This window comes from Rhodoferax koreense (assembly GCF_001955695.1).
GTDB lineage: Bacteria > Pseudomonadota > Gammaproteobacteria > Burkholderiales > Burkholderiaceae_C > Rhodoferax_B > Rhodoferax_B koreensis.
Genome location: NZ_CP019236.1, coordinates 1,154,793 through 1,180,598 on the forward strand (window position 1 = coordinate 1,154,793; position 25,806 = coordinate 1,180,598).

29 protein-coding genes are annotated in these 25,806 nt (G+C 67.6%); 20 read left to right on the forward strand and 9 right to left on the reverse strand.

The genetic code is table 11. From position 1 onward, the window contains the following. Positions 1-177 precede the first annotated feature (177 nt). Both RD110_RS05545 and RD110_RS05550 read right to left on the reverse strand, forming a co-directional pair. Positions 178-1,404, reverse strand: a complete 1,227-nt coding sequence (locus RD110_RS05545) for an efflux RND transporter periplasmic adaptor subunit (protein ID WP_076197455.1) — start codon at positions 1,402-1,404, stop codon at positions 178-180. 121 nt (positions 1,405-1,525) lie between these two features. Continuing rightward, entirely contained in the window at positions 1,526-2,488 is a 963-nt protein-coding gene (locus RD110_RS05550; RefSeq protein WP_083686635.1) for an alpha/beta hydrolase, read from the reverse strand. A gap of 198 nt (positions 2,489-2,686) precedes the next feature. On the opposite strand from RD110_RS05550, the gene RD110_RS05555 reads away from it, so the two are divergent. After that, positions 2,687-3,598: a LysR family transcriptional regulator gene (locus RD110_RS05555; protein ID WP_076197460.1), complete on the forward strand. Its 912-nt coding sequence runs from the start codon at positions 2,687-2,689 to the stop codon at positions 3,596-3,598. Positions 3,599-3,718: 120 nt separating this feature from the next. After that, a complete protein-coding gene (locus RD110_RS05560; protein WP_076197462.1) occupies positions 3,719-4,660 on the forward strand; it encodes a glycosyltransferase family 2 protein in 942 nt (313 codons plus the stop codon). Positions 4,661-4,700: 40 nt separating this feature from the next. Here the strand turns inward: RD110_RS05560 and RD110_RS05565 are convergent, their stop codons facing one another. Continuing rightward, positions 4,701-5,705: a Bug family tripartite tricarboxylate transporter substrate binding protein gene (locus tag RD110_RS05565; protein ID WP_076197463.1), complete on the reverse strand. Its 1,005-nt coding sequence runs from the start codon at positions 5,703-5,705 to the stop codon at positions 4,701-4,703. A 186-nt stretch (positions 5,706-5,891) separates the two neighbouring features. Here RD110_RS05565 and RD110_RS05570 point away from each other — a divergent pair, with 186 nt between their 5' ends. From RD110_RS05570 to RD110_RS05590, 5 genes are read left to right on the forward strand one after another with little or no spacing between them, the layout of a single operon-like run. Continuing rightward, positions 5,892-6,710, forward strand: coding sequence for a DeoR/GlpR family DNA-binding transcription regulator (locus RD110_RS05570; RefSeq protein ID WP_076197464.1), 819 nt, complete (start codon positions 5,892-5,894; stop codon positions 6,708-6,710). After that, positions 6,707-7,789, forward strand: coding sequence for a four-carbon acid sugar kinase family protein (locus RD110_RS05575; protein ID WP_076197465.1), 1,083 nt, complete (start codon positions 6,707-6,709; stop codon positions 7,787-7,789). The genes RD110_RS05570 and RD110_RS05575 overlap by 4 nt, the downstream gene beginning before the upstream one ends. Beyond that, positions 7,786-8,820: a 4-hydroxythreonine-4-phosphate dehydrogenase PdxA gene (pdxA, locus tag RD110_RS05580; RefSeq protein ID WP_076197466.1), complete on the forward strand. Its 1,035-nt coding sequence runs from the start codon at positions 7,786-7,788 to the stop codon at positions 8,818-8,820. The genes RD110_RS05575 and pdxA overlap by 4 nt, the downstream gene beginning before the upstream one ends. Continuing rightward, positions 8,817-9,596: an SDR family NAD(P)-dependent oxidoreductase gene (locus RD110_RS05585; RefSeq protein WP_076197467.1), complete on the forward strand. Its 780-nt coding sequence runs from the start codon at positions 8,817-8,819 to the stop codon at positions 9,594-9,596. Before pdxA ends, RD110_RS05585 begins: the two co-directional genes overlap by 4 nt. A 27-nt stretch (positions 9,597-9,623) precedes the next feature. Beyond that, positions 9,624-10,394 carry an HpcH/HpaI aldolase family protein gene (locus RD110_RS05590; RefSeq protein WP_076204435.1) on the forward strand — a complete coding sequence of 257 codons (771 nt, stop codon included), beginning with the start codon at positions 9,624-9,626 and terminating at the stop codon, positions 10,392-10,394. A 58-nt stretch (positions 10,395-10,452) separates the two neighbouring features. Here the strand turns inward: RD110_RS05590 and RD110_RS05595 are convergent, their stop codons facing one another. Continuing rightward, positions 10,453-10,731 carry a hypothetical protein gene (locus RD110_RS05595; RefSeq protein ID WP_076197468.1) on the reverse strand — a complete coding sequence of 93 codons (279 nt, stop codon included), beginning with the start codon at positions 10,729-10,731 and terminating at the stop codon, positions 10,453-10,455. A gap of 164 nt (positions 10,732-10,895) precedes the next feature. Here RD110_RS05595 and RD110_RS05600 point away from each other — a divergent pair, with 164 nt between their 5' ends. Next, on the forward strand, positions 10,896-11,102 hold the full coding sequence (locus RD110_RS05600) for a hypothetical protein (RefSeq protein ID WP_076197476.1): 207 nt from the start codon (positions 10,896-10,898) through the stop codon (positions 11,100-11,102). A gap of 12 nt (positions 11,103-11,114) precedes the next feature. Here RD110_RS05600 and RD110_RS05605 read toward each other — a convergent pair whose 3' ends face one another. The 3 genes from RD110_RS05605 to RD110_RS05615 are packed head-to-tail and all read right to left on the reverse strand — an operon-like array spanning position 11,115 to position 13,253. Then, on the reverse strand, positions 11,115-11,639 hold the full coding sequence (locus RD110_RS05605) for a chromate transporter (protein WP_076197478.1): 525 nt from the start codon (positions 11,637-11,639) through the stop codon (positions 11,115-11,117). Beyond that, a complete protein-coding gene (locus RD110_RS05610; protein ID WP_076197480.1) occupies positions 11,636-12,205 on the reverse strand; it encodes a chromate transporter in 570 nt (189 codons plus the stop codon). The genes RD110_RS05605 and RD110_RS05610 overlap by 4 nt, the downstream gene beginning before the upstream one ends. Further along, positions 12,198-13,253: a sensor domain-containing diguanylate cyclase gene (locus RD110_RS05615; RefSeq protein WP_239467177.1), complete on the reverse strand. Its 1,056-nt coding sequence runs from the start codon at positions 13,251-13,253 to the stop codon at positions 12,198-12,200. The genes RD110_RS05610 and RD110_RS05615 overlap by 8 nt, the downstream gene beginning before the upstream one ends. Positions 13,254-13,387: 134 nt before the next feature. On the opposite strand from RD110_RS05615, the gene RD110_RS05620 reads away from it, so the two are divergent. The 11 genes from RD110_RS05620 to alkB all read left to right on the forward strand — a co-directional run bounded on the left by RD110_RS05620 (position 13,388) and on the right by alkB (position 23,121). Next, positions 13,388-14,776: a DUF2868 domain-containing protein gene (locus RD110_RS05620; protein ID WP_083686112.1), complete on the forward strand. Its 1,389-nt coding sequence runs from the start codon at positions 13,388-13,390 to the stop codon at positions 14,774-14,776. Then, positions 14,769-16,226: a GTPase/DUF3482 domain-containing protein gene (locus tag RD110_RS05625; protein ID WP_076197482.1), complete on the forward strand. Its 1,458-nt coding sequence runs from the start codon at positions 14,769-14,771 to the stop codon at positions 16,224-16,226. Before RD110_RS05620 ends, RD110_RS05625 begins: the two co-directional genes overlap by 8 nt. 64 nt (positions 16,227-16,290) lie before the next feature. Continuing rightward, entirely contained in the window at positions 16,291-17,190 is a 900-nt protein-coding gene (locus tag RD110_RS05630; protein ID WP_076197484.1) for a DUF808 domain-containing protein, read from the forward strand. A gap of 116 nt (positions 17,191-17,306) precedes the next feature. Next, a complete protein-coding gene (locus tag RD110_RS05635) occupies positions 17,307-17,936 on the forward strand; it encodes a twin-arginine translocation signal domain-containing protein (RefSeq protein WP_076197486.1) in 630 nt (209 codons plus the stop codon). A gap of 51 nt (positions 17,937-17,987) precedes the next feature. Continuing rightward, on the forward strand, positions 17,988-19,556 hold the full coding sequence (locus RD110_RS05640; protein ID WP_076197488.1) for a GMC family oxidoreductase: 1,569 nt from the start codon (positions 17,988-17,990) through the stop codon (positions 19,554-19,556). A gap of 25 nt (positions 19,557-19,581) precedes the next feature. Beyond that, positions 19,582-19,956, forward strand: a complete 375-nt coding sequence (locus tag RD110_RS05645) for a ribbon-helix-helix domain-containing protein (RefSeq protein WP_076197490.1) — start codon at positions 19,582-19,584, stop codon at positions 19,954-19,956. A gap of 41 nt (positions 19,957-19,997) precedes the next feature. After that, positions 19,998-20,534 (forward strand): lactoylglutathione lyase, encoded by a 537-nt coding sequence (gloA, locus tag RD110_RS05650; protein WP_076197492.1) that lies wholly within the window; start codon positions 19,998-20,000, stop codon positions 20,532-20,534. A gap of 104 nt (positions 20,535-20,638) precedes the next feature. Further along, the gene (locus RD110_RS05655) at positions 20,639-21,004 is read left to right on the forward strand and encodes a COG4315 family predicted lipoprotein (RefSeq protein ID WP_076197494.1); all 366 of its coding nucleotides are present in this window, start codon (positions 20,639-20,641) and stop codon (positions 21,002-21,004) included. A gap of 10 nt (positions 21,005-21,014) precedes the next feature. Further along, the gene (locus RD110_RS05660) at positions 21,015-21,563 is read left to right on the forward strand and encodes an RNA polymerase sigma factor (protein ID WP_076197496.1); all 549 of its coding nucleotides are present in this window, start codon (positions 21,015-21,017) and stop codon (positions 21,561-21,563) included. Positions 21,564-21,580: 17 nt separating this feature from the next. Beyond that, complete coding sequence (locus RD110_RS05665; RefSeq protein ID WP_076197498.1) at positions 21,581-22,438, forward strand: anti-sigma factor family protein; 858 nt, start codon at positions 21,581-21,583, stop codon at positions 22,436-22,438. 32 nt (positions 22,439-22,470) lie between these two features. After that, complete coding sequence (alkB, locus tag RD110_RS05670) at positions 22,471-23,121, forward strand: DNA oxidative demethylase AlkB (protein WP_076197500.1); 651 nt, start codon at positions 22,471-22,473, stop codon at positions 23,119-23,121. An 8-nt stretch (positions 23,122-23,129) separates the two neighbouring features. On the opposite strand, the gene RD110_RS05675 is transcribed toward alkB, so the two are convergent. After that, positions 23,130-23,690, reverse strand: a complete 561-nt coding sequence (locus RD110_RS05675) for a fasciclin domain-containing protein (protein WP_076197502.1) — start codon at positions 23,688-23,690, stop codon at positions 23,130-23,132. Positions 23,691-23,783: 93 nt separating this feature from the next. After that, complete coding sequence (gene chrA, locus RD110_RS05680; protein WP_076197504.1) at positions 23,784-25,130, reverse strand: chromate efflux transporter; 1,347 nt, start codon at positions 25,128-25,130, stop codon at positions 23,784-23,786. A gap of 161 nt (positions 25,131-25,291) precedes the next feature. Between chrA and RD110_RS05685 the strand changes: the two genes are divergently transcribed. Then, the gene (locus RD110_RS05685; RefSeq protein WP_076197506.1) at positions 25,292-25,801 is read left to right on the forward strand and encodes a DUF1993 domain-containing protein; all 510 of its coding nucleotides are present in this window, start codon (positions 25,292-25,294) and stop codon (positions 25,799-25,801) included. The last annotated feature ends 5 nt before the right edge of the window (positions 25,802-25,806 follow it).

The following is a 25,806-nucleotide window of genomic DNA, read 5'->3' on the forward strand; positions in this document are numbered from 1 at the left end:
CTGGTCGGCCCGAAAACCGGTGGCCGGAAATCCGTTCGGGCTGAGCCTGTCGAAGCCTCCTTCTTCGACCAGCGCGGGCTGGCCGGACAAGGCCCTTCGACAGGCTCAGGGCGAACGGGGGTTAACGGCTGATTCGGGGCAACGGAGCGACGTGGGTGCAGTGTGTTGCAAGCCCGATCAAGACTTCGCCACGGCGGTGGTCGCCGCCTGTGCCTTCAAGTCCATCGGCACTTCCTGCGGCGCGATCAACGCACCGGGCCGCACGCGCTGCAGGCCGTTGACCACCAGCTTCTCGCCCGCCTTCAGGCCCTTGTTGATGACGCGCAGCCCGCCCACCGAGGCGCCGAGCTGCACCTCGCGGTAGGCGACCGTGTTGTCCGCGCCCACCACCATCACGAACTTCTTGTCCTGGTCGGTGCCGATGGCGCGTTCGCTCACCAGCAGCGCGGGTTCGGCCTTGGCCTGGCCCATGCGCAGCCGCGCGAACTGGCCCGGCATCAGGCTGCCGTCCTTGTTGTCGAACACGGCGCGCACGCGTACCGTGCCGCTCTTGGCGTCGACCTGGTTGTCCACCAACTGCAGCTTCCCGGTGAATGGCGTGTCGCTGCTGGCCGAGGTGCCCATCTGCACCGGGATCTTTTCCAGCGCATGCATGTCGTTGCCATCCCTGCCTTGCGTGTTCTTCAATGCGCGCGCCACCACGCCTTCGTCGGCGTCGAAGCTCGCGTAGATCGGGCTGACCGACACCAGCGTGGTCAGCACCGGTGCGCCGGGGCCGGCCGATACGAGGTTGCCCACGGTGACCTCGAGCTTGCCGACGCGGCCCGACACCGGTGCGCGCACCTGCGTGTAGCCCAGGCTCAGCCGGGTCGTCTGCAGCGCGGCCTGCGCGGCGCGCAGGTTGGCTTCGGCCTCGCGCAGGGTGTTCACGCGGTCGTCGAGTTCGCGCTGGGCGATCGCACGTTCGTCCCACAGGCGCTTGGCGCGCTCATGCTCGCTCGCGGAGTAGGTGGCGCGGGCCTGGGCGGCGGCCAGTTGGGCTTCGGCGCGGTCCACGTCGGCCGCATAGGGAGCTGGGTCGATGGTGATCAGCAGGTCGCCCTTCTTCACCAGCGCGCCTTCGCGGAAATGCACGGCCTGCACGGCGCCGGCCACGCGGGAGCGCACGTCGACACGCTCCACGGCTTCGAGCCGGCCCGAGAACTCGTCCCACGCGTTGACCTGGCTCTCGGCCACAGTGGCCACGGAGACGGGAATCGCCGGCGGTGCGGCCGGCGCCAGGCTGGCAACGGCTGCCGTGCTCTGCATGCCGAACACGATGGTGATGGCCGCCGCAACGGCGGTGACGGCGGCGGCGGTGGTCCATAGCGCGCCGCGGGAGGTGATGGAAAGATGGGAGGTCATGGTGTTTCCTTGAAGGTCGAGAAATAAAACGGAAGGATTCGGGCAATGCGGCGGCCTGGCCCGGCCAGTCGACAGGCGTTGGCGGGCTTTCAGCGGCGGTGGAGGAGGGCGTGCGGGCCGGCTATGAGCTGCCTGGCCGGCCGTCGTCCGGACGGTCGCGGCTGCCGGCCTTCCCCTTGTCTCGGGCTGTACCTGGGAATGGGGCCGCTCTGGCGGGTGCCGGGCCGTCGGGCTCTGCGGGCTCGACTGGTTGGCCTGTGACTGCGAAGAATTCGCGGAACTGCTGTTTCACCGCCACGCCGCAGGCGCATTCGCCGACCACGGGCTCGGTCAGTGCTTCGGGCCAGTTCTGGGCGGTGGACAACACGTTGTAGGTCACGTCGATGCCGGCGCCGCGCAGGCGTTCGGCATAGGCCTTGGCCTCGTCCCGCAGCGGATCGTCGGGGCCGCTCAAGACCAGCGTCGGCGCGATGTTGGCCAGGCGGCGCGAACCGCCGGGCACGGCGTAGGGATGTTCTGCGTCCATCGGGCAGCGCAGGTATTGCTGCCAGCCTTCGGACCATTTGCAGCTCGTGGCGTCGGCCATGGCGTTGCGCAACGAGGGCGTGCCCACGCACGGGTCGAGCATCGGCGACAGCAGGATCTGCCCGGCCAGCGGCGGATGGCCGCGGTCCCGCGACATCACGGCCACGGCCGCGGCGATGTTGCCACCGGCTTCCTCACCGGCCAGGAACACGCGCGCGCCTTGGCCGGCGAGCTTCACCCGGTTCTTGTAGGCCCACTCCAACACGTCGTAGCCGGCTTCCACGCCATCGGGGAAGGGGTTCTTCGGTGCCAGTGGATAGGCCAGGGAGACGACCACCGCACCTGCGTCGGCCAACATGCGGGCCACGGTGCTGCCACTGTCCAGGTCGCCCTTGACGAAGGCGCCGCCGTGGAAATGCACCACCAGCGGCTTGTTGCCGCCAGGCAGCTTCTTGCCGTACATGCGCACGTCCATCGGCGCGCGTTTGCCCACGGCAATGCACGCGTTCTTTTCTTCGATGACGAGGGGCGATGTGGCTGAGGCGGAGCGGGGTGACATGGGGTTTTCCATTGGTCCTACGGTGTATTGAAATGTAGAGGGCCTGATCGTCGCGATAAAGAGCAACTCCGCGAGTTCTCTGTTTCCAATTTGCCAACAATCGATCGGCTTTTGCATGAGAACATTCGCTTCGTCCTGGCGGGAGGCCCGGACCCTTCCGCGTGGGCGGCGTGAGCGAAAGAAAACAAGGAAAGTTCCATGGACCAGATTCTGACCATGCGTGTGTTCGCCAGGGTGGTGGAGGCAGGCAGCTTCACGCGCGCGGCCGATTCGCTGGCCCTGCCCAAGGCCACCGTCACCAAGCAGATCCAGCACCTGGAAGCGCGTCTGCGCGTGAAGTTGCTCAACCGCACGACGCGGCGCGTCACGGTCACGGCCGACGGCGCGGCCTATTACGAACGCACGGCGCGGCTGCTGGCCGATCTGGACGAGCTGGAAGCCAGCATGGGCAACGCGCAGACCAACCCACAGGGCCGGCTGCGCGTGGACGTCGGCTCGTCGGTCGCCAGCCTGCTGATCATCCCGGCGCTTTCCACCTTTTTCGCGCGTTACCCCGACATCCAGCTCGACATGGGGGTGAGCGACCGGCCGGTGGACCTGATCGGCGACAACGTGGACTGCGTGATCCGCGGCGGCGAGCTCACCGACCAGTCACTCGTGGCGCGGCGCATCGGCAACCTGCCCTTCGTCACCGTGGCCTCGCCCGACTACCTGCGCCGCTTCGGCACGCCGCAGCACCCGCACGACCTGGAAGGCGGCGAGCACCGCATGGTCAACTTCTTCTCGCCGCGCACGGGCCGCATGTTCCCCAACGAATTCGAGAAGGGCGACGAGACCGTGTCGCTCGACGGTCAGCACCGCATTGCGGTCAACGACAGCAACGCTTACATGGCAGCCGCGCTGGCCGGGCTCGGCGTGACGCAACTCGTCACCTTCATGGCCGCGCCGCATCTGGAAACCGGTGCCCTGGTGCAGCTGCTGCCGGAGTGGACCACCAAGCCGGTGCCGATCTACGTGGTGTATCCGCCGAACCGGCATTTGAGTGCGAAGGTGCGCTCTTTCGTGGATTGGGCGGCTGAGTTGTTTGCGCGGCATGCGCATCTGCAGTAGAGCGGTTGCAAGCCCGTCTTGTCCGGCGACTAAGGGTAATGTCGCTTCCCCTGCCGATGGACCTCTGGGACAGTAGCGTCCATATACCGATGGATACAACCCCGAAAAAAGAGGAACCTCATGGAGTTCGCCCATCAAGACGGAGACAAAACGCCGGCGGTCACGGTCATCATTGCCACCATGGCGGCACCGAACCGGGCAGCATCGCTGCGTCGCGCGGTGGCGTCGATACGCACATCTTCGGCGTTGCCGGTCAACATCATTGTCGTGATCAACGGGCAGCGCAAGGACCCTGCGACGGTGCGCTGGTTGTTCGAGCAGCCGGACGTGATCGTCGACTGTCTGCCCGCGCCATCCCTCACCGAGGCGATACGGCGAGGCCGCGAACTCGTCGAGACGCCTTACTTCTCGTTTCTGGACGATGACGACGAATACCTGCCGGGCGGGACCGACGCAAAGCGTTTCCTGCTCGAGGCGTCGGGCGAAGACGTCATTGTCACCAACGGCTATCGCCGTCACGACGACGGGACGGACAGCCTGTTCTTCTGGCGCTTCACCCGGGTCGACCTCGACCCCTTCGAGACCTTGATGAACTTTGGCTGGCTCAACAGCGCAAACGCCCTTTATCGGACCGCTTCGATCGGGGTGGATTTCTTTTCGGACAGCCAACCGTATGGGGAGTGGACCTGGCTTGCATTTCGGCTGGCGCAGCAAGGGAAGACGATCCATGCAACGCGGCTACGGACCTTCAGAATTCACGACACGCCCGACTCCCTGTCAAAGTCGAAAGCGTACGAGAAAGCGTATCTTGATCTGTACAACCGCATGATGGCGGCGGATGTGCCCAAGCACATTCGCCACCTGATCCGGCGCAAGCGCAGCGCATTCTGGCACGACTCGGCGTGCTCGCTGCTGGCCGACGGCAAGCGCGCAAAGGCGATGAGGGCCCATTTGCGCAGCATGTGTGAAGGCGGTGGTTGGCGCTACCTGCCGTTCACGCGTCATTTGCTGTTCACGCCACGCTCTTTGACGGTTGTCCTGATGGTCGGCCTCATCGCTTAGCCAGTGCATGCTTTCGCGCGGTTGGGGTCAGCGGTAGCCGTCACTCCGCCTTGATGTTCGCTGCCTTGATCACCGCGCCGTATTTATTGAATTCCGCCACTGTGAATGCGCCCAGTTCCTGCGGCGTGCCGTAGGAGGGCTTCACGGCCAGCGCCTTGAGCTTGCTGTCCACCTCGGGCATCTGCATGATCTTGCCCAGGTCGGCACTCAGGCGCGCGATGATGTCGGCCGGCGTCTTGGCCGGCGCGTAGAGCGCGTACCAGCCCTGCACTTCGAAAGTGGTGAAGCCGGCTTCGGCGAAGGTCGGCACATTGGGCAGGTCGGGCAGGCGCGTGGGCGAGGACACGGCGATGGCGCGGATCTTGTCACCCTTGATCATCGGCATGGCCGCGGTGGTGGTGTCGAAGATCACCGACAGACGGCCGCCGATCAAATCCATGGTGTGGGCGTTGCCGCCCTTGTACGGTACGTGCGTCATGTTGATGCCCGCGGCCTGGTTGAACAGTTCACCGGCCAGGTGCAGCGGCGAGCCATTGCCGGCCGAGCCGTACATCACGTCGCCGGGGCGCTTCTTGGCGTCATCGACGAGTGACTTGAGCGAGGTGTAGGGCGAATCCTTGTTCACCGTGGCCACGATGGGCGCCACGCCGATCAGGCCGATCGGGGCGAAATCCTTGAGCGCGTCGTAGCCCGGGTTGGGCATCAGGTGCGGGCTCACCGCGTTGCTGGCCAGCGAGCCGAGGACCAGCGTGTAGCCGTCGGCCGGTGCGCGTGCGGCCATGGCCGCGCCGATGGTGGTGCCGGCACCGGGCCGGTTGTCGATGATCACCGGCTGGCCCAGCGTCTCGGCGAGCTTTTGCCCCACGAGGCGGCCGACCGCGTCGTTGGCGCCGCCGGCGGGGTAGGGCACGATCAGCGTGACGGGCTTGCTGGGGTAGGCCGGGGCTTGCGCCAGGGCCGGCAGGCTGGCTGCGGCGGCGGCCAAAGCCAGCGCGCCGATGATGCCGCGGCGGCCTGTGAGGGAAGGGGTGCGATGTGTCGCCATGAACCGGGTCTCCTGATGGTGTTTTCGTTTTTGGACGCCAGCCCGTACGGTCGGCGTTGCGGGGTTGCGAAATCGAATCTTGCAACCTTGTCCAAATTCTTCCACAATCTACCAAAATCAATCAACACATATTTGCTAGATTGGGGTGTTCATCCGTGAATACCCTAGCAAGATCTACCATCCGTCATGACAGTTTCTGCCCCATCACCTCAGCTTGCCGTGGTGTCGCTGCTGCCTGCACAGCGCCGCGACCGCATCGTCGACTTCCTGCGCCGGCATGGTGCGGTCACGCTGCAGCAGCTCGCGCAGGCCATGGACGCCTCGGTCTCCACGCTGCGCCGCGACCTCGACGTGCTCGAGGCCGATGGCGTGCTCGACCGCACCCACGGCGGCGCGCTGCTCCGCCAGCAGCACTACAGCACCTTCGAGCCCGACCCGGCGGCGGCCGCCGAGTTGTCGCCGCGCGAGAAGCGCGCCATCGGCTATGCCGCCGCGGCCGGATTGGCGCCGGGGCAGAGCGTGATCTTCGACAGCGGCAGCACGGTGATGGAAGCCGCTCGCGCCGCACTCGAACGCCGCATCGAACTCGTGGCCGTGACGAACGACTTGGCCGTGGCGCAGTTGCTCGGCACCAGCGCGCTGATCCGCGTGCACGTGCTCGGCGGCATGCTGCGCAAGGGCAGCAATACGCTGATGGGCGACGAGGTGCTGAGCGGCGCGCGCCAGATCCGCGCCGACGTGTTGCTGATGGGCGCCCACGCGGTGACCGACGGCGTGTTGTCCGAGACCGACCCGGAGGTCGCCGCCGTGAAGCGCGCGCTGATGCAGGCCGCCACCACGCGGCGGCTGCTGGTGGACGCTTCCAAGTTCCGCCCGCGCGCCTTCATGACGATCTGTGCGCTGGGGGAATTCGGCGAGGTGATCACCGACAGCGGCATCCCCGCGCCCGCGCTCGAAAACCTGGTGCAGGCCGGCATCCAGGTCACGCAGGTCTCGGTGGCATGAGCTTTTCCGATCGGCGCTGGCGCATCCTCGCCGACGACCTCACCGGTGCGCTCGACACGGCCGCCGCCTTTTGTGGCCGGGGCGATGTGCCGGTGTACCTCGCGCCGCCTTCCGTGTTCGGCGTCGGGCCGGTCGAGGCCGTGGCCACCGGCACGCGCGACTTGGCGCTCGGGGGCATGGCGGCCATGCTGCAGGCCTGCCTGCCATGGTTCACCGGGCCCGGCCATCGCGCGTTCAAGAAGGTCGACAGCCTGTTGCGCGGCAACAGCCTGGCCGAGGTCGCCTGGCTGCTGCGCCATGGCGGCTTCGACGGTGTGGTCTTCGCGCCGGCTTTTCCCGCGCAGGGCCGCTTCACGCGCAACGGACACCACTGGGTGGGCCAGCCGCACGCACCGGGCGTGCCGACCGATGCCATTCGCCTGCCGGATGCTTTTGCCAGCCTGGGGCTTGCTGTGCACCTCTGCCAGCCGCCGGATGGCCTGCCCTCCGGCGGCGTGTTGATGCCGGACGTGACCAGCGATGCCGATCTGGCCCGGCTCGCGTCCTTGGCCAGCGCCATCGATGCCGACCGCTGGTTGTGGTGCGGCAGCGCCGGCCTGGCCTGGGCGCTCGCACGGCAGGCGGAACACGCGCCGCTCGCGGGAGGCGGTTCCAGCCCCGGCCTGACCCACCTCGTCACCGCCAGCCGACATCCGGTGCTGCGCGGCCAGTTGCAGAGGCTCGAAGCCACCGGCGTGCGCTGCGAGGACCTGGCCAGCCCACACCCGCTCCCCGCCGAGGCGGCCGAGGCCGCGCTGCGCGAACACACGCGTCGCCTGGTCGCCACCCTGCCGCGTCCCGACAACCTGGTCGTGGTCGGCGGCGACACGCTGCTCGCGTTGTGCCGTGCCGCCGGTGTGCAAGGCCTGCAGGCCGGCCCCGGCCCGCGCGGCGGCTGGGGCGCGGCGCGGCTGCAGGGCGGCGTGTGGCATGGCGTGACCTGTTATTCGCGTTCGGGGGCCTTTGGCGCGCCGGACGATCTCTCCGCACTACTGGCAACGCTGACGGTCACCTCGACCGAGAAGGAACACACCGCATGAAGCAACCCATCCGCCTGGCCCTGACCATGGGCGACCCGGCCGGCATCGGCCCCGAGATCATCGTCAAGGCCGCGCACCAGATGCGCGATCTGGTGCAGCAGGGCCGTGTCGAACTGCAGGTGTTCGGCAGCGGTGCGGCGTTGCAACGCGCCACCGAGCTGTTGAAGCTCGACGCGGCGCCGCTGACCATGATCGACGTCGGCCCGGTCGAGGGCGACATGCCCGTGGGCCAGGTCACGGCCGCGGCCGGCAAGTGGTCCTACCTGGCCGTGGAACGCGCCGTGCAGATGACGCAGGCCGGCCAGATCGACGCCATCGTGACCGCGCCGCTGTGCAAGGAGGCGCTGCACCTGGCCGGTTACCCGTTCGAAGGCCATACCGAGATGCTGGCCCACCTCACCGGCATGCGCGATGGCGTGATGATGCTGGCCCACGGCGGCATGCGCGTGAGCCACGTGTCCACGCATTGCCCGCTGTCCGAAGTGCCCAAGCGGCTCACGCCGGTGCGGCTGCGCCGCGTGCTCGACGTGACGCTGGACGCCCTGCGCGCCCTCGGCATCGAGCGCCCGCGCATCGCCGTGGCTGGCCTCAATCCGCATGCGGGCGAGGGCGGCATCCTCGGCAAGGAAGACGGCGAGATCATCGCGCCCATCGTCGCCGAATATGCGGCCGCCGGCCATGCGGTCACGGGGCCGTGGGCCGGCGACACCGTGTTCATCAAGCTGCGCGCCGGCCAGTTCGACGCGGTGATCGCCATGTTCCACGACCAGGGCCACATCCCGGTGAAGCTGCTTGGCTTTTCCATCGACCCGGCCACCGGCGCCTGGAATGCGGTCAGCGGCGTGAACATCACGCTCGGCCTGCCGATCCTGCGCACTTCGGTGGACCATGGCACGGCCTTCGACATCGCTGGCAAGGGCATCGCCAGCGCCGACAGCATGGTCGACGCCGCCAACTACGCGATGACGCTGGTCGAAGGCCTGCGCCGCACGAAGAATTCATCCACCACAACATCGGAGACATCGGCATGACGGACTTTTCAAAAACACTTCGGTTCGAGGGCAAGCGCGTGCTGGTCACGGGCGCCGGCTCGGGCATCGGTGCGGCCGTGGCCGTGGCCTTCGGCAGCCTCGGCGCCAGGGTGGCCGTGCACTACGCCCACAACCGCGACGGTGCCGAGACGGTAGCCGCGGCCATCCGCAGCGCCGGCGGCACGGCCATCACGCTCGGCGGCGATCTGCAGGACCGCAGCGTGGCCAATCCGCTGATTGCGAAGACCGCGGAAGCGTTCGGCGGCCTCGACGTGCTGGTCAACAACGCGGGCGACATGTTCGGTCGGCGCGCGCTGGAGCAGGCCAGCGACGAAGACTACGACCGCGTGATGGGCCTGAACGTGCACGCCGCCTTCGCCATCTGCCGCGCTGCCGCGCCGGTGATGCGCACGGCCAAATCCGGCTGCATGATCAACACCACCTCGATCGCGGCCCGCACCGGCGGCGGTGAAGGTGTGGGCCTGTACGGCTCGGCCAAGGCCTTCGTCAGCACCATGACCCGCGTCCTCGCGCGCGAGATGGCGCCGCACGGCGTGCGCGTGAACGGCGTTGCGCCCGGCGTGATCCTCACCGATTTCCATGTGCGCAACTCCAGCCCCGAACAACTCGAAGGCGCACGCAAGAGCATTCCGATGGGCCGTACCGGTACGCCAGACGACTGTGTCGGGGCTTACCTGTTCCTGGCGGATGAGACCTTGGCGGGTTACGTCACCGGACAGATTCTCGAAGTCAACGGCGGCCAGTTGATGCCCTGATGAATGGCCAAGAACAAAGAGACCACCATGACCTCGCTCCCCACCAACACCTTCAAACAAGCCCTCGCCGCCAACCGCCCGCTGATCGGCCTGTGGTGCAACTTCGCCTTCCTGCCCACTGTCGAGGCGCTGGCCCATGCGGGCTTCGACTGGCTGCTGCTCGACATGGAGCACACCCAGAGCAACCTCGACACCATCAGCACCCAGTTGCTGGCCCTGCGCGGCACGCCGAGCGCCGCCGTGGTGCGCGTGCCGTCGAACGACATGGCGGACGTCAAGCGCCTGCTCGACGCCGGCACCACGAACCTGATGATCCCCAACATCCGCAGCGCGGCCGAGGCGGCCGAGGCCGTGTCGTACACGCGTTTCGCCCCCGAAGGCCTGCGCGGCGTGGCCGGCAGCACACGCGGCGGTGGTTACACGCGCTACAAGGACTACATGGCGCGTGCCAACGACGAGATCGCCCTCGTGCTGCAGATCGAATCCAGGGAGGCGCTGGAAGAACTCGACGCCATCTGCCGCGTGCCTGGCGTGGACGCGGTGTTCATCGGCCCGTCGGACCTGGCGGCCAGCCTGGGCCACCGCGGCCAGCCCGGCCATCCGGTGGTGCAGGCGGCGATCAGCAAGGCCATCGCCATCGGCAAGGCCGCGGGCAAGGCGGTCGGCATCCTCACGGTGGACGGCAAGGGCGAGCCTTACCTGGAACAGGGCGCGACCATGGTCGGCGTGGGTAGCGATCTGCACTTGCTGGTGGCCGCGGCCGATGCGCTGGCGGCGCGGTTCAAGATGTCGGTTTGAACGTTTTGGGGCGCACGCGCGCTCTCCATCGGCGTTGTGTGCTATTCAAAAGATAGCATCACGGTGTTTCTTGAGGGAGCTTGGCTGCAACGCACTGCATGCCGGTGAGGCCGCTCGCGGCGGTGACCACCGTCTGGCAGGCAATCGCGCGGCCGGTCGACGGATCGTGGAACCATGCCGTGCTGGCGTTGCCGCTGGCCGAGGCGCCGATCACCTGAAAGCTCGGATTCGCGCGCAGCGACGGGCCCTGCGAATTGGCCGAGGGCGTGGCGAAAAACAGCATGGCAGGCACGATGGCCGCGGCTGCGGCCAGGCCGGCGAGGGACGTCTTTCTCATGATGGCTCCTTCGAGGATGTGAAACCGGGCAACGGCCGGGTTGCTGCCCCGCGGCAGCGCGACGACACGGCGTCTTTGACGACACCGGCTTGGTCTTCGACCCTGACAGCCGACCGCCCGGCGATGTGGAGAATCGGTCGACCACAGAATAGCCGGAGTTGTCGATGAACCATGAAAAATCCGAAGTGAAAGAGGCGGAAAAGAAAGTCGGCGCGGTGCTCGAGAACCTGGAAAAGGAAACCGGCGACGACGTCAAGGACATCGGGCTCGAGGACATGGTCGACACCGACCCACAGACCGGACGCCCGGTGGTGAAGAAATCGGTGGACATCAAGACCACGCAGAAGCCGCAGAAGCGCTGGTCGACCTGATCGCCGCCGGGGTCAGATCACCGCCAGGAAGACCGCGCCGCCCAGCGCCAGCATCAGCAGCGGGTTGACCCGCGTCCACATCAGCACCAGGGTCGACAACGCCGCGACCGACCAGGCCCAGACGCCGCCCTCGGCCGCGCGCAGCACCGTGCAGGAGGCGGCGAGGATCATGCCCGCGGCCACCGGCGCCAGGCCCGACTCGATGGCCCGGATCAATGGCCGGCCGCTGTAGCGCGACCAGACCCGCGCCAGTCCATACACCAGCACCGAACTCGGCAGGAAGATCGCCGCGGACGCGGCCAGCGCACCCCACAGCCCGGCCACCTGCCAGCCCACCAACGTGACCAGGAGCGAGCCCGGCCCGGGCGTGATGCGAGAGAGCGCGAACAGGTCGAGGAATTGCGCGTCGCTCATCCAGCGGTGCACCCCGACCGATTGGCGGTGGATGTCGGCCACCACGCTCTGGCCGCCACCGACAGTCAGGAAGGACAGCGGCGCAAACACCGCCAGCAGGTCGCCCAGCAGCCGCAGGTTCATGGCAGCGGGGCCTCGTTGCGGATGCGCAGCCAGGCCAGTCCGATCGACAGCGGCGCCATCACGCCCACGACCCACAGCAGCGGCAGGCGCCAGAAGAAGATCGCGGCGAAGGTGGTGGCCAGGATCAGCAGGCGCGGCAGGCCGCGTGCGGCATGGCGTGCGGCACGCAGGCCGGTCTGCAGCGACAGGCCGACGGCCGCGGCGGCGATGCCGCCCAGTGCGACGTGCACACGTTGCGAATGGCCGACCTCGGAGAAGGCCGCCGCCAGCAGGATGGCCACCGCCATCGGCGGCACCACGATACCGGCGGCCGCGGCGAACGCGCCCCATCCGCCGCGCAGCCGGTAACCGATCCAGATCGCCAGGTTGACCACGTTCACGCCCGGAAACGCCTGGGCCAGGGCCAGGCCGCTCAGAAATTCCTGTTCGCCGAGCCAGCCCCGGCGCTGCACCACCTCGCGCAGGATCCAGCCGCTGAGGCCACCGCCGAAGCTGGTGAGGCCGATCTTGGAGAAAACCGTGAAGATGTCGCGCAGGCCCGGCGCGGGGCGCAGGTCTTCACGCATGGACAGGCCAGTCCACGAAGCGCATCGTGCGGTTGCGGCCGGCGTGCTTGGCCTCGTAGAGAGCTTGGTCGGCGCGCGCGACCAGGGTGTTGCCGCTGAAGTCGCCCTCGGGCACCAGCGCGGCCACGCCCACGCTCACCGTCACGGCGCGGGCCGGCCAGTCGGCGCGTTCCACGGCGGCACGCAGGCGCTCGGCCGCCTTCTGCGCACCGTCGTTGCCCAAGTTGGGCAGCAGTACCGCGAATTCCTCGCCGCCGTAGCGCGCCAGGAAGTCGGTGTCGCGCAAGCTTGCCTGCGCGGTGCTTGCCACCTGCTTCAAGGCCTGGTCGCCCTGCGGGTGGCCGAATGTGTCGTTGAAGGATTTGAACTTGTCGACGTCGAACATCAGCAGGCCCAGCGGCTGGTGGTGGCGGCCATGGCGCGACCATTCCTCGCGCAGCCGCCGGTCGAAGGCGCGGCGGTTCCAAATGCCGGTCAGGCCGTCGCTCATGCTTTGCAGCTCGAGCCTGGAGACGAGTTGGCGCAGTTCGAGTTGTTCCACGACGCGGCGCGACAGCGCGGCCAACCCACTGCGCTGCATCGGCGTGAGTTCGCGCGGTTTCTGGTCGAGCACACAGATGGTGCCGATGGCCGCACCCTCGGCGGTGAGCAGGGGCGCACCCGCATAGAAGCGGATGCCCGGCCCGCCGGTGACCAGTGGATTGCCGGCGAAGCGTTTGTCCCGGGTCGAATCGGGCACCACCATGACCTCGTCAGGCCGCAGGATGGCGTGGGCGCAGAAGGCCTGGTCGCGCGGCGTTTGCGTCGCCTCCAAGCCGTGGCGCGACTTGAACCACTGGCGGTGCTCGTCGATCAGCGAAATCACCGAAGTCGGCACGTCGCAGATCGCCGCGGCGATGGTCGTCATGTCGTCATAGCATTGTTCGCTTTCGGTGTCGAGCACCTCGAAGCGCTTGAGTGCGGCCAATCGTTGGGCTTCGTTGTGCGGCAACGGGGCCGCGGTGTAGGGCATGTCTTCGGGTGCGGTATCGGTCGGTGCGACGGCCATCGTCAGCGGCTCCTGGGTGAGGCAGGCCGGTGGCGATAATCGTTCGGCCGCGCCTGGGGCATGGATGATGCCATCCCCGGCCAACCCGGTCCACTGCCCGCCATGTCCCATGTTCCGTCCATGAAAGATCCGCATTGAACGAAGAAGCAAGCAGCCAGGTTTCACACGCGAAAAAGGTGTTGATGGCCGAGACGGTGCGGCTGGTCGAGTCGCAGGGCCCGCTCGACGACGCGCAGGTGCTGCGCGCACTCGTGGCCACGGGGGCGGACGGCGGCCAGTCGGGCTGGCTGATGTCGCGTGCCTGGCAACTCGGCCGGCGTCTGGGTCTCGACCAACAGCTGCAGCGCTGGCAGTCGATGGCGGGCGCGGCCTTGCTGGCGCTGGTGGGCCTGGTGCTGCTGGGCGCGCTCGGCGCGGCGGGCAGCGTGGTGCACAGCGGCCGCACGGTGAACGCAGTGGCCGCCCTATTCAGCCTGCTCGGCCTGCACGCCGTCACGCTCGCGCTCTGGCTGGTCGGCCTGGTCGCGCCCTGGCCGTCCAGCGGCGGCGCGTTGGGTCGGCTCTGGCTCGAGCTGGTGGCGCGCCTGTCGAACGGCCGCAAGGCGAACGCCGCCAACCTGCTGCAGGCCAGTGTGAACCTGCTGCGCCGCGAACGCCTCGCGCCCTGGCTGTTCGGCTGCGTCAGTCACACGGTGTGGGCGCTGTCCTTCGTGGTGATGCTGGCGGCGCTGGGTTTCGCGTTTTCGTTCCAGGCCTACCGGCTGACCTGGGAGACCACCATCCTGAGCCCCGATTTCTTCGTCACTTTTGTACGGGCCACCGGCTGGCTGCCGGGCGCCCTGGGCTTTCCCGTGCCGGACACGGCCACGCTGCTGGCCCCGGGCGCGGCCAGCGCCGATCAGCGCGCCTGGGCCTGGTGGCTGATCGGCTGCGTGGCCATCTACGGCCTGTTGCCACGTGCATTGCTCGCCGTCTTCTGCGCGGCGTGGTGGCGCCGGCGCGCCGCGGCGCTGCGGCTGGACACGGCCGATCCCTACTACCGCGGCCTGCTGGCGCGGCGCGACGCGCTGCAGCCGGCGGCCGTGGTCGATGCCGAGCAGCCCTGGCAGGCCGCGCGACCCGGGCATGCGCCGGTGCCGGGGAAGGGCGCTGCCGTGGTCGGCTTCGAACTGCCGCCGGAACTGGCCGTGTTGTCGGTGGCCGGCGATGTGTGGTCACGCCGCATCAGCGGCACCAGCGCCGAGCGCAGCGAGGTGCTCGAAGCCCTGCGAGCGTTCGCGCCCGCGCGGCTGCTGCTCGTGTGCCATGCCGCTTCGTCGCCCGACCGCGGCACGGCCCGCTTCGTGCGCGAGGCGGCGGAGCATGCCTCGGCCGCCTCGTTGCTGCTGGCCGGCGCGGCGGTGTCGCCGCAGGACGCCGCGCGCTGGACCGACTGGCTGGGTGCCGCCCGGCTCGAAGGCATCGCCCTCCTGACCGACGAGGCCGACGGCAGGGCCTGGCTCGAAGGAGCGACGCATGGCTGACACCCCACCGATCCGGATCGCCGTGGTCGGCCACACCAATGCCGGCAAGACCTCGCTCCTGCGCACGCTCACGCGCCAGGCGGCCTTCGGCGAGGTGGCGGACCGGCCCGGCACCACGCGGCACGTGGAACGCATCGCGCTGCGCATGGATGGGGTGGGCGGCGCCAGCCCGGTGCTGTTTTTCGACACGCCGGGGCTGGAGGATTCGACGGCGCTGCTCGACCACCTGCAGGCCCTGGGCCGCGAGCTCGGTGGCCATGCCACGCGGCTCGAACGGGTGCAGGCCTTTCTCCAGGGACCGGAGGCGCGGCAGAGTTTCGAGCAGGAGGCCAAGGTGCTGCGCCAGATGCTCGAGGTGGACGCGGCGCTGTATGTCATCGACTGCCGTGAACCGGTGCTGCCGAAGTTTCGCTGCGAGATCGAGATCCTGGCCTCGTGTGCGCGGCCGGTGATGCCGGTGCTGAACTTCGTGCGTCCGAGCGCGGATGGCCGCGCCAGCCGCGAGGCGGAATGGCAGGCCGTGCTGTCGGCCAGTGGCCTGCATGCGCAGGTGCGCTTCGACGCGGTGGCGCCGTTCATCGGTTCCGAGCAGCAGCTTTACCAGGACCTGGCCACGCTGCTGCCGCGCCAGCGCGAAACCCTGGCCGGCGTGGTGCGGCATCTGGACCGCGAATTCGCCGAGCGCCGTGCCGCGGCCTGCCGCGCCATCGCCGATGGGCTGGTCGATCTGGCCGCGTTGCGCCGCGAAATTGCACCCGAGTCCTTTGCCGACCCGGTGCAGCGCCATCGTTTCGTGGCCGACTTCCAGGCGCTGGCGTTGGCTCGCGTGCGGCGCTGCATGGACACCGTGCTACAGGTCTACGGATTCCGCCGCGAAGACGCCGACCTGGCCGTGCTGCCCTGGCTCGACGGCCGCTGGCAGGACGACCTGTTCAACCCCGAGACCCTGAAGCAGGCCGGCAAACGCCTGGGGCAGGGCGCGGCGATCGGCGCCTCGCTCGGGCTGATCGCCGACATCGCCGTGGCCGGCGTCTCGCTGGGCGCGGGCGCGGTGGTGGGCGGCGCCGTCGGCGGCCTGGTCACGCAAGGTTGGCGCCAGTTCGGCAACAAGCTCGTGAACAAGCTGCGCGGTGTGCAGGAACTGAGCCTGGAAAACGAACTGCTGCTGGTTGCGGCCGCGCACCTGCTCGACGTGCAGCGTGCGCTCGAGCAGCGCGGCCACGCGGCGGCGCAGAAGATCGTGGCCGGCGCCGACCACGGCGCGGGCGACAAAGGCGTGGCGTCCGACGCCGCCTTGCGGCAAGTCGTCACGCTGGTGCAGCCCGCACGCAGCCATGCTCGCTGGGCACGCGAACCGGGCGACCGCAGCGCCGAGCCTGCCGGGCGGCGGGCGCTGGTGGACGCCTTGGCGAGCCAGCTCGGCCAGATCACCGGCTCGGCGCTTCGTTAGCGAAGACGGGTTCGCGGCAACCGCATCACTCGACACTCGACCACTGAAACAGAAAGCGCTCTCCATGGCCTCCAGCCTCCTTGCCTTGCTCGACGACATCGCCTCCATCCTCGACGACGTGTCGGTGCTGACCAAGGTCGCCGCCAAGAAGACCGCCGGCGTGCTCGGCGACGACCTGGCGCTCAACGCCCAGCAGGTGACCGGCGTCAAGGCCGACCGCGAACTGCCCGTGGTCTGGGCCGTGTGCAAGGGCTCGCTGCTCAACAAGGCCATCCTCGTGCCGGCGGCACTGGCCATCAGCGCCTTCGCGCCGTGGGCCGTGACGCCGCTGCTGATGTTGGGCGGCGCCTTCCTGTGTTTCGAGGGTTTCGAGAAAGTCGCGCACAGGTTCTTGCACAGTCGTGCCGAACAGGAAGCGGAGAAGGCCCAACGGGTGCAGGCGCTGGCCGACCCGGCCGTGGATCTGGTGGCGCTGGAAAAGGACAAGATCAAAGGGGCGGTGCGCACCGACTTCATCCTTTCGGCCGAGATCATCGCCATCACGCTCGGCACGGTGCAGCAGAGCCCGTTTGCCACGCAGCTCACCGTGCTGGCCGGCATCGCGCTGATCATGACCATCGGCGTCTACGGCCTGGTGGCCGGCATCGTCAAGCTCGACGATGCGGGCCTGTGGCTCACGCAGCGCGCGAGTGCCGCGCAGCAGCGCCTGGGCCGCGGCATCCTGTGGCTCGCGCCCTGGCTCATGAAGGCCCTGTCGGTGGCCGGTACGGCGGCCATGTTCCTGGTCGGCGGCGGCATCCTCACGCATGGCGTGCCGGCCGTCGGCCATGCCATCGAAGGTTTCGCCGCGAAGGCCGGCGCCCTGCAATGGCTGGTGCCGATGCTGGCCAACGCGGTGGTCGGCATCGTGGCCGGTGCCGTTGTGCTGGGGCTGGTCACCGTCGTCCAGCGTCTGCGCAAATAGGACAGGCCGCCGTGTAAAGCCCGATCTTTCGAGGGTTTGCCCTGTAAGTACCCTGCTATCACCCGTCAACGATGTTTCGGTGAAATACTGATTTCACAAATACATCGGAGACAAACATGCGGGTCATATCCATTGCAGAGCAGAGCCCCACGCACGGGGACTGCGCCGACGAGGGCGGGCCGGTTCCGAAGCTCGCCGTGCCGCTGGCGCGGCGCGAATTCCTCAAGGGCTCCGGCCTGTTGTTCGGCACGCTGGCCACCGGCAGCCTGCTGGCCGGCCTGGCGCCGTCGAGCGCCTGGGCGCTGGAGCTGCAGAAGCTGTCCAGTGCCGACGGCACCACGCTGATGGCCATGGGCCGGGTGCTGTATCCGCACCAGAAGCTGCCCGATGCGGTGTATGCGCTGCTGGCCAAGGACCTGGACGCCAAGGCGGCCGCCGACGCCGGCGCGGCCAAGCTGCTGCAGGACGGCGTCGCCTGGCTCGACACCTCGGCCGGTGGCAGCTTCGCCAAGGCCAGCGCCACCCGCAGGGAAGAGATCGTGCGCAGCATGGAAGGCACAGCCTTCTTCGCCGCGGTGCGCGGCCAGTGCGTCACCTCGCTCTATGACAACGACATGGCCTTCGCCGTCTTCGGCTACCCCGGTTCGGCCTGGGAAAAGGGCGGCTACATCACGCGTGGCTTCCAGGACCTGAAGTGGCTGCCGGCGCCTTCGAAGGAGGCCAGCCCACCGCCCTACATGGGTTGACCGACGCACTGCGCTTGCTTCAAAAAAATACAAAACCTCACGGAGACAGACATGGCTCAATTCGATTTCGAGGACGATTCGGTGGTGCTGGTCATCGGGTCCGGCGCGGGCGGTGGCACCCTGGCCAACGAACTGTGCCAGAAGGGCATCAAGGTGGTGGTGCTGGAGGCGGGCGCGACGCAGTCCAACGCCACGTTCATCAACGACGAGTGGAAGTCCTTCAGCCAATTGGCCTGGCTGGACAAACGCACGACCTCGGGCAGCTGGCGCGTGGCGAAGGATTTCGCTGGCCTGCCGGCCTGGATCTGCAAGACCGTGGGCGGCACCACCACGCATTGGGCCGGCGCCTCGCTGCGCTTCCAGGAACACGAGTTCCGCGTCCGCAGCGTCTATGGCGAGATCAAGGGTGCGAACTTGCTCGACTGGCCGATCACGCTGCAGGACCTCGAGCCGTATTACGCCAAGGCCGAAAACAAGATGGGCGTGACGCGCACCCATGGCATCCCGGGCCTGCCGGGCAACAACAACTTCAAGGTGATGCATGCCGGCGCGACCAAGCTCGGCTACAAGGAGGTGCACACCGGCAACATGGCCATCAACAGCGAGCCGCGTGACGGCCGTGGGCGCTGCATGCAGCTCGGCTTCTGCTTCCAGGGCTGTAAGAGCGGCGCCAAGTGGTCCACGCTCTACACCGAGATTCCCAAGGCTGAAGCCACCGGCAACTTCGAGATCCGGCCGCAGTCGCATGTGTCGCGCATCGAACACAACGCCGCCGGCAAGGTCACTGGCGTGATCTATTTCGACAAGGACGGCAAGGAGCAGCGCCAGAAGGCCCGCATCGTGTGTGTGGCCGGCAATTCGATCGAGACGCCGCGGCTGCTCTTGTTGTCAGCCTCGAACCTGTACAAGGACGGCCTGGCCAATTCGTCGGGCCAGGTCGGGCGCAACTACATGCGCCACATGACGGGTTCGGTCTACTCCGCCTTCAAGAACCCGGTGCACATGTACAAGGGCACGACCATGGCCGGCATCGTGCGCGACGAGGCCAAGAACAACCCGAACCGCGGCTTCGTGGGTGGCTACGAGATGGAGACGCTGTCGCTCGGCATCCCGTTCATGGCGGCTTTCCTGAACCCCGGTGGCTGGGGCCCCGAGTTCGCCTGGTGGATGGACCACTACACGAACCTGGCCGGCATGTGGCTGGTGGGCGAAGACATGCCCCGCGAGACCAACCGCGTCACGCTCAATACCGACGTGAAGGACCAATGGGGCAACTATGCGCCCAACGTGCATTTCGACGACCACGACAACGACATCGCCATGCGCAACCATGCCTTCACCCAGGCCGAGCGCGTGCACCAGGCGGCCGGCGCCATCAAGACCTTCCGCACGCCGCCGTACCCGTCCACGCACAACATGGGCACCAGCCGCATGAGCGCGCGGCCGCAGGAGGGCGTGGTCAACAAGTGGGGGCAGACGCACGACATCGCCAACCTGTTCATCAGCGACGGCAGCCAGTTCACCACCGGCGGCGCCGAGAACCCGACGCTGACCATCGTCACGCTGGCGATCCGCCAGGCCGACTACATCGCGCAGCAGATGACGGCGCGCGCCATCTGAAACCGAACCCGCACCAGGAACCGCCATGTGTGAATACTTCGTCAAGGCCGACCCGATCCAGTACGAGCAGCGCTCGCGCACCGTGCGCATCCGCAACGTATTGACCAGCATCCGCCTGGAGAACATGGTCTGGGACATCCTGGCCGAGATGGCCGAGGAGGAGGGCTGCACCACCAATGCGCTGATCGCCAAGTTCCATGACGAGATCCTGGCGCACCGTGGCGAGGTGCCCAACTTCGCCTCCTTCCTGCGGGTGACGAGCATGCGCTACCTCAGGCGATGTCTGATGAACCTGGAGAAACAGCTCCCCCAGCCCGCTGGAGAGGTCGTCCGGATGGGGGGCGTGCCTGGGCAAGTCCCGAAACCCCTGGTCGCACCCTTGGTCGCGGTGCGCAGGTGATCGCCCTGCACGGCTTGCCGCTTTCGAAAGGATCAACATCCATGCCCTTCACCACCGAAACCCAGCCCGGCGTCAGCGCTGGCGTCGCCGAGGCCACGCGTGGCTTCGTGCTCAACCATGCCATGCTGCGCGTCAAGGACCCGCAGGTGGCGCTCGACTTCTACACCCGCGTGCTGGGCATGCGGCTGCTGCGCAAGCTCGATTTTCCGGAGATGAAGTTCTCGCTGTATTTCCTGCACCGGTCCGTGGAGGGCGAAGCGGTGCCCGAGGACGTGGGCGAGCGTACCGCCTGGACCTTCGCGCAGCGCGGACTGCTGGAGCTCACGCACAACTGGGGTACGGAAGACGATGCCGGCTTCAAATACCACGATGGCAACGCCCAACCCCAGGGTTTCGGCCACATCTGCTTTTCGGTGCCCGACCTGGCGGCGGCGGTACGGTGGTTCGACCAGAACCAGGTGGCCTTCGTCAAACGGCCCGACCAGGGCAAGATGAAGGACGTGGCCTTCATCAAGGACCCGGACGGCTACTGGATCGAGATCGTCGAGCCCGGTCTCCTGAAGCATCTGGGTCGCTGAAGGCATTCGGTTTTTATTTGCGACGCGATGGAATAATCCGGGCTCCCGCGGTGTTCATGGGATGCAGGCACTTGCTGCACCAACCACCAACGAAGGAGCATTCCATGAAATTTCTCGCCACCCTGGCAGTTTCCGCCGCCCTGCTCGTCAGCGCCTCCATGGCCTCGGCCGCACCCGCGATGGCCGCCGATGGCGTCCTGGTCGGCCCCAATGGCATGACCCTGTACACCTTCGACAAGGACACGGCCGGCAAATCCGTCTGCAACGCGCAATGCGCCACCAACTGGCCGCCGCTGATGGCCGCCGACAGCGACAAGGATGCCGGCGACTACACCGTCATCACCCGCGACGACGGCAAGAAGCAATGGGCCATGAAGGGCAAGCCGCTGTACTACTGGGCCAAGGACACCAAGGCCGGGGACAAGACCGGCGACGGCGTCGGCGGTAACTGGCACGTCATCAAGCAGTAATCGCTCCCGCGTGAACCGCCAGCCGCTGGTCGACCACATCCCGAGCCTGCGCCGCTATGCGCGGGCGCTCACGGGCAGTGCCTGGGCGGCCGACGATCTGGTGCAGGACACGCTGGAGCGCGCCTGCAGCAAGTGGCGGCGGTGGCTGGTGGGCAGCGACCTGCGTGCCTGGCTGTTCACGCTGATGCACAACCTGTTCGCCAACCAGGTGCGTTACCAGGCGCGCCGTCCTGGCGGCGCCTCGATGGTGGACATCGACGACCTCGACGATGGTGCCGAGGCCCCGAGCAGCCCCGAGTCCGGGCTCGAGCTCGCCATCGACCTGCAACGCTGCCTGCTGCGCCTGCCGCAGGACCAGCGGGCCGTGCTACTGCTGGTCTGCCTCGAAGACCTTTCCTATGCCGAGGTGGCGAAGATCACCGGTGCACCGGTCGGCACGGTGATGTCGCGCCTGTCGCGTGCGCGCAGCCGTCTGCGCGAGTTGATGGACGGTTCGGACGCCGCGCCGGTGCCAACCGCGGCAACCAACGGACCCCCGGTCCTGAGACGACTCAAATGAAAGCCACCCCGCAAACCATGGACCGCCCCGGATCACCGCCGAATGCCGTGGCGCAGGACGACCTGCACCGGCTGGTCGATGGCCGATGCAACGCCGCGGAAGCGGCCGCCATCGAGGCGCGGCTGATCGACGATCCGGCGGCGGCCGCCACCCGTGCGGCCTGGCAGTCGCAACGCGGCCTGCTGCGCGGGCTGTATCCGCAACTGCGCAGCGAGCCCGTGCCACAGACCCTGCTCGACGCCGTGCAGCGCGCGCAGGCGGCGCGGCGCCAGGTCGACCAATGGTGGCGTTGGGGCGGCCTGGCCGCGGGCGTGCTGCTCGCCTTCGGCCTGGGGTGGTTCTCGCGCGGCCTGGCGCCGGCTGCCGCGCGGCCCGGCCAGGTGCTTGTGCAGGCCGGTGGTGCGGGCCGTTTTGCGCACCAGGCCGTGGTGGCGCATGCGGTCTACGCACCCGAGGTGCGGCATCCCGTGGAAGTGGCCGCGGCCCAGCAGGAACACCTGGTGCAGTGGTTGTCCAAGCGCCTGGGCCGCCCGCTGAAGCTGCCGCAGCTCAGCGCCCAGGGTTATGAACTCGTCGGCGGTCGCTTGCTGCCCGGCGACACGGGAGCCCGTGCGCAATTCATGTACCAGAACGCTGCCAACGAACGCATCACGCTTTACCTCGGTGCGATCAATACGCCGGGCTCGGCGGCGCCATCTGCGATGGCCAAGGAAACCGCTTTCAGTTTCGTGAGCGACGGCCCGGTGCCCGGCTTCTATTGGGTCGACCAGGGTTTCGGTTATGCGCTGGCCGGGCCGCTGCCACGTGAAGCCTTGCTGCAGCTCGCGCAGACGGTGTATCAGCAACTCGAGCCGGCGTCGGCCGTGGCGAAGTAAGGGGTGACTTGGTCGCCGCTGGCGTTGAACCCATGACGCTCGATCTTTTTCCAGGCGAACCGGCCCCGGCTATCGAGGCCATCGGCGCCGAGGCCTGCGTGTTGCGCGGCTTCGCCTTGCCGGAGGTCGCGCTGTTGCTGGCTGGTATCGAAGCCCTGCAGGCCGAGGCCGGTTGGCGGAACATGGAAACGCCGAGCGGCTTCACCATGTCGGTGGCCATGTCCAACTTCGGCCCCTTGGGCTGGGTCACGAACCGGCGCGGCTACAGCTATACCGAGATCGACCCGCTGAGCGGTCGGCCCTGGCCTGCGCTGCCCGCGTCGTTCGCGCGGCTGGCCACTGAAGCCGCAGCGGCTGCCGGCTTCGTGGGCTTCCGGCCCGATGCTTGCCTGGTGAACCGTTACCTGCCGGGCAGCAGGCTTTCATTGCACCAGGACCGCAACGAGCGGGACTACGGCGCACCCATCGTTTCGGTCTCGCTGGGCATGCCCGCGGTGTTCCTGTTCGGCGGCCTGGCGCGCAGCGACCGCGCCGCGCGCATCCCGCTGGTCCATGGCGACGTGGTGGTCTGGGGCGGCGTGGACCGGCTGCGTTTCCATGGCGTGTTGCCGATGAAGGACCAGCCGCATCCGCTGCTCGGCAGCCAGCGCATCAACCTCACGTTCCGCAAGGCGGGTTCGTAGGCGGCGCCTTATTTCGGCAGCAGCACCTTGTCGATGACGTGGATCACGCCGTTGGACTGGTAGACGTCGGCGATGGTGACGTTGGCCGTGCCACCCTTTTCATCGGTCAGCATCACCGTCGAACCCGAGGCCTTGGCCGTCAGCGTACCGCCGCTCACGGTCTTGATGGTGGCCATGCCTTTGCCGTCCATGATCATCTTGCTGATTGCCGCTGCATCGAACTTGCCCGCTACCACGTGGTAGGTGAGGATGGTGGTCAGCATCTTCTTGTTTTCGGGCTTGAGCAAGGTATCGACCGTGCCCGCCGGCAGCGCTGCGAAGGCGGCATTGGTCGGCGCGAACACGGTGAACGGTCCTGGGCTCTTGAGCGTCTCCACCAGGCCAGCGGCCTTGACGGCGGCGACCAGGGTGGTGTGGTCCTTGGAGTTGACGGCGTTGTCGATGATGTCCTTGGAAGCCAGCATCGGTGCACCGCCGACCATCACCTGTGCCATAGCAGCGGTGGACGCGGCTGCCAATACGATGGCGGCGGTGATCGAGGCGAATTTCGGGGTCTTGATCGAGATCATATGAAGCTCCTTGGCGTAATCAGAAAGCTGCAAAGTGGCAGCTGCCTTCAATACGGCGGCCAGGGGCTGATAGATTCAAAAGCCCTGCAGCCCCTAGGTTTTGGCCACGATTCCGATCACGGCGCAAATGCCCAGCAGCGGCATCACCCCGAGCTTGAACCTGAACAGCGCAATCGCCGCGCCGATGGCGAGAAGTGCCGACACCACATCGAAATGCCCGCCGAAGCCCTGCGGCCAGAACGTGTGGTACGCGAAGAACATCGCCAGGTTCAGGATCACGCCCACCACCGCGGCGGTGATGGCCGACAGTGGCGCGGTGAAGCCGAGCTTGCCGTGCGTGGCCTCGATGAGCGGGCCGCCGGCCAGGATGAAGATGAACGAGGGCAAGAACGTGAACCAGGTCACCACCGCCGCCGCCAGCGCGCCGCCGGCGAGCAGCGAAGCCGGGCCGAGCACCTGGTGCAGCCAGCCGCCGACGAAGGCCACGAAGGCCACCACCATGATCAGCGGGCCGGGCGTGGTTTCGCCGAGCGCCAGGCCGTCGATCATCTGCGCGCCCGTGAGCCAGTGGTGCTGCTCCACCGCGCCCTGGTACACATAGGGCAGCACCGCATAGGCGCCGCCGAAAGTCAGCAGCGCGGCCTTGGTGAAGAACCAGCCCATCTGCGTGAGCGTGTCGGCCAGCCCACGGGTCATCACCAGGGCCGCCATCGCGGCCAGCCACAGCAGCAGGCCGGTGCCCAGCACTTTCAGCAGGTGGCCGCGCGAGAAGCGTGCATGCGCGGGCGGCGGCGTGTCGTCGTAGATGAGGGCCGCGCCGTAGTGTTGCTGTTGGCGGCCATGCCCGCCGCCGAGCGCGAACACGCCCGGCGCCCATTTCGCGCCGAAGTGCCCGATGAGACCGGCGGCCAACACCAGCGCCGGAAAAGGCACGTCGAACGCAAAGATGGCCACGAACGACGCCGCCGCGATGCCCCACATCCACCGGTTCTTCAGCGCCCGGCTGCCGATGCGGTGCGCGGCGTGGATCACCAGCGCCGTGACCGCGGGTTTGATGCCATAGAAGATGCCCGCGATCAGCGGCACGTCGCCGAAACGCAGGTAGACCCAGGACAGGGCGATCAGGATCGCCAGCGAAGGCAGCACGAACAACGCCCCGGCGACGATGCCACCGCGCGTGCGGTGCATCAGCCAGCCGATGTAGGTGGCCAGCTGCTGGGCCTCCGGCCCGGGCAGCAGCATGCAGTAGTTGAGCGCGTGCAGGAAACGCTTTTCGCTGATCCAGCGCCGACGCTCCACGAGTTCGGTGTGCATGATGGCGATCTGGCCGGCCGGGCCGCCGAAGCTGATGAAACCCAGCTTGAGCCAGAAGAGAAAGGCCTCGGAAAAGGAAACGGCCGGGGGTGGTGTGGTGGTGTTGACGGGCGTGACGGTGTCCACGGGAAATTCCGGTTGAATGGCCAGCACTTGGACGGGACACCGTCTACCTGCGCGCAGGTGGCGCAGGCCGGGAGGCTGTTTTCCCGATATGCAAATCCTAGCATGGGCGCCAGGCCCTAAACTCATCGGCTTGTCCGTTCTTCCTATCCCCGGAGCCCCCAATGACCATTTCCATGTACGCCGCTTCGGTGCCCGTTTTCAAACAGATGCTGGGCGGTTTGAGCGCCGTGCTGCGCAAGGCCGAAGCCCACGCCGCCGAACGCAAGATCGATCCGAATGCGCTGCTGCAGGCCCGGCTCTACCCCGACATGTTCCCGCTGCTGCGACAGGTGCAGGTGGCGGCCGATTTCGCCAAGAGCGTGTCGGCCCGTCTGGCCGGTGTCGACGTGCCGAGGATGGAAGACAGCGAGCTCACGTTCGCCGACCTGCAGGCACGCATCGCCAAGACCCTGGCCTTCATCGGCGGCCTCGCCGCGGCCGACATCGACGTCGCCAGCGACCGTCAGGTCATGACCCAGGCCGGCACGCCGAAGGAAAAGATCTTCACCGGCCAGTCCTACCTGCTGAACTATGGCCTGCCGCATTTCTTCTTCCATGTGACCACGGCCTACGACATCCTGCGCCACAACGGCGTGGAAATCGGCAAGAAGGACTACGTGGGCACTTACTGATCGCT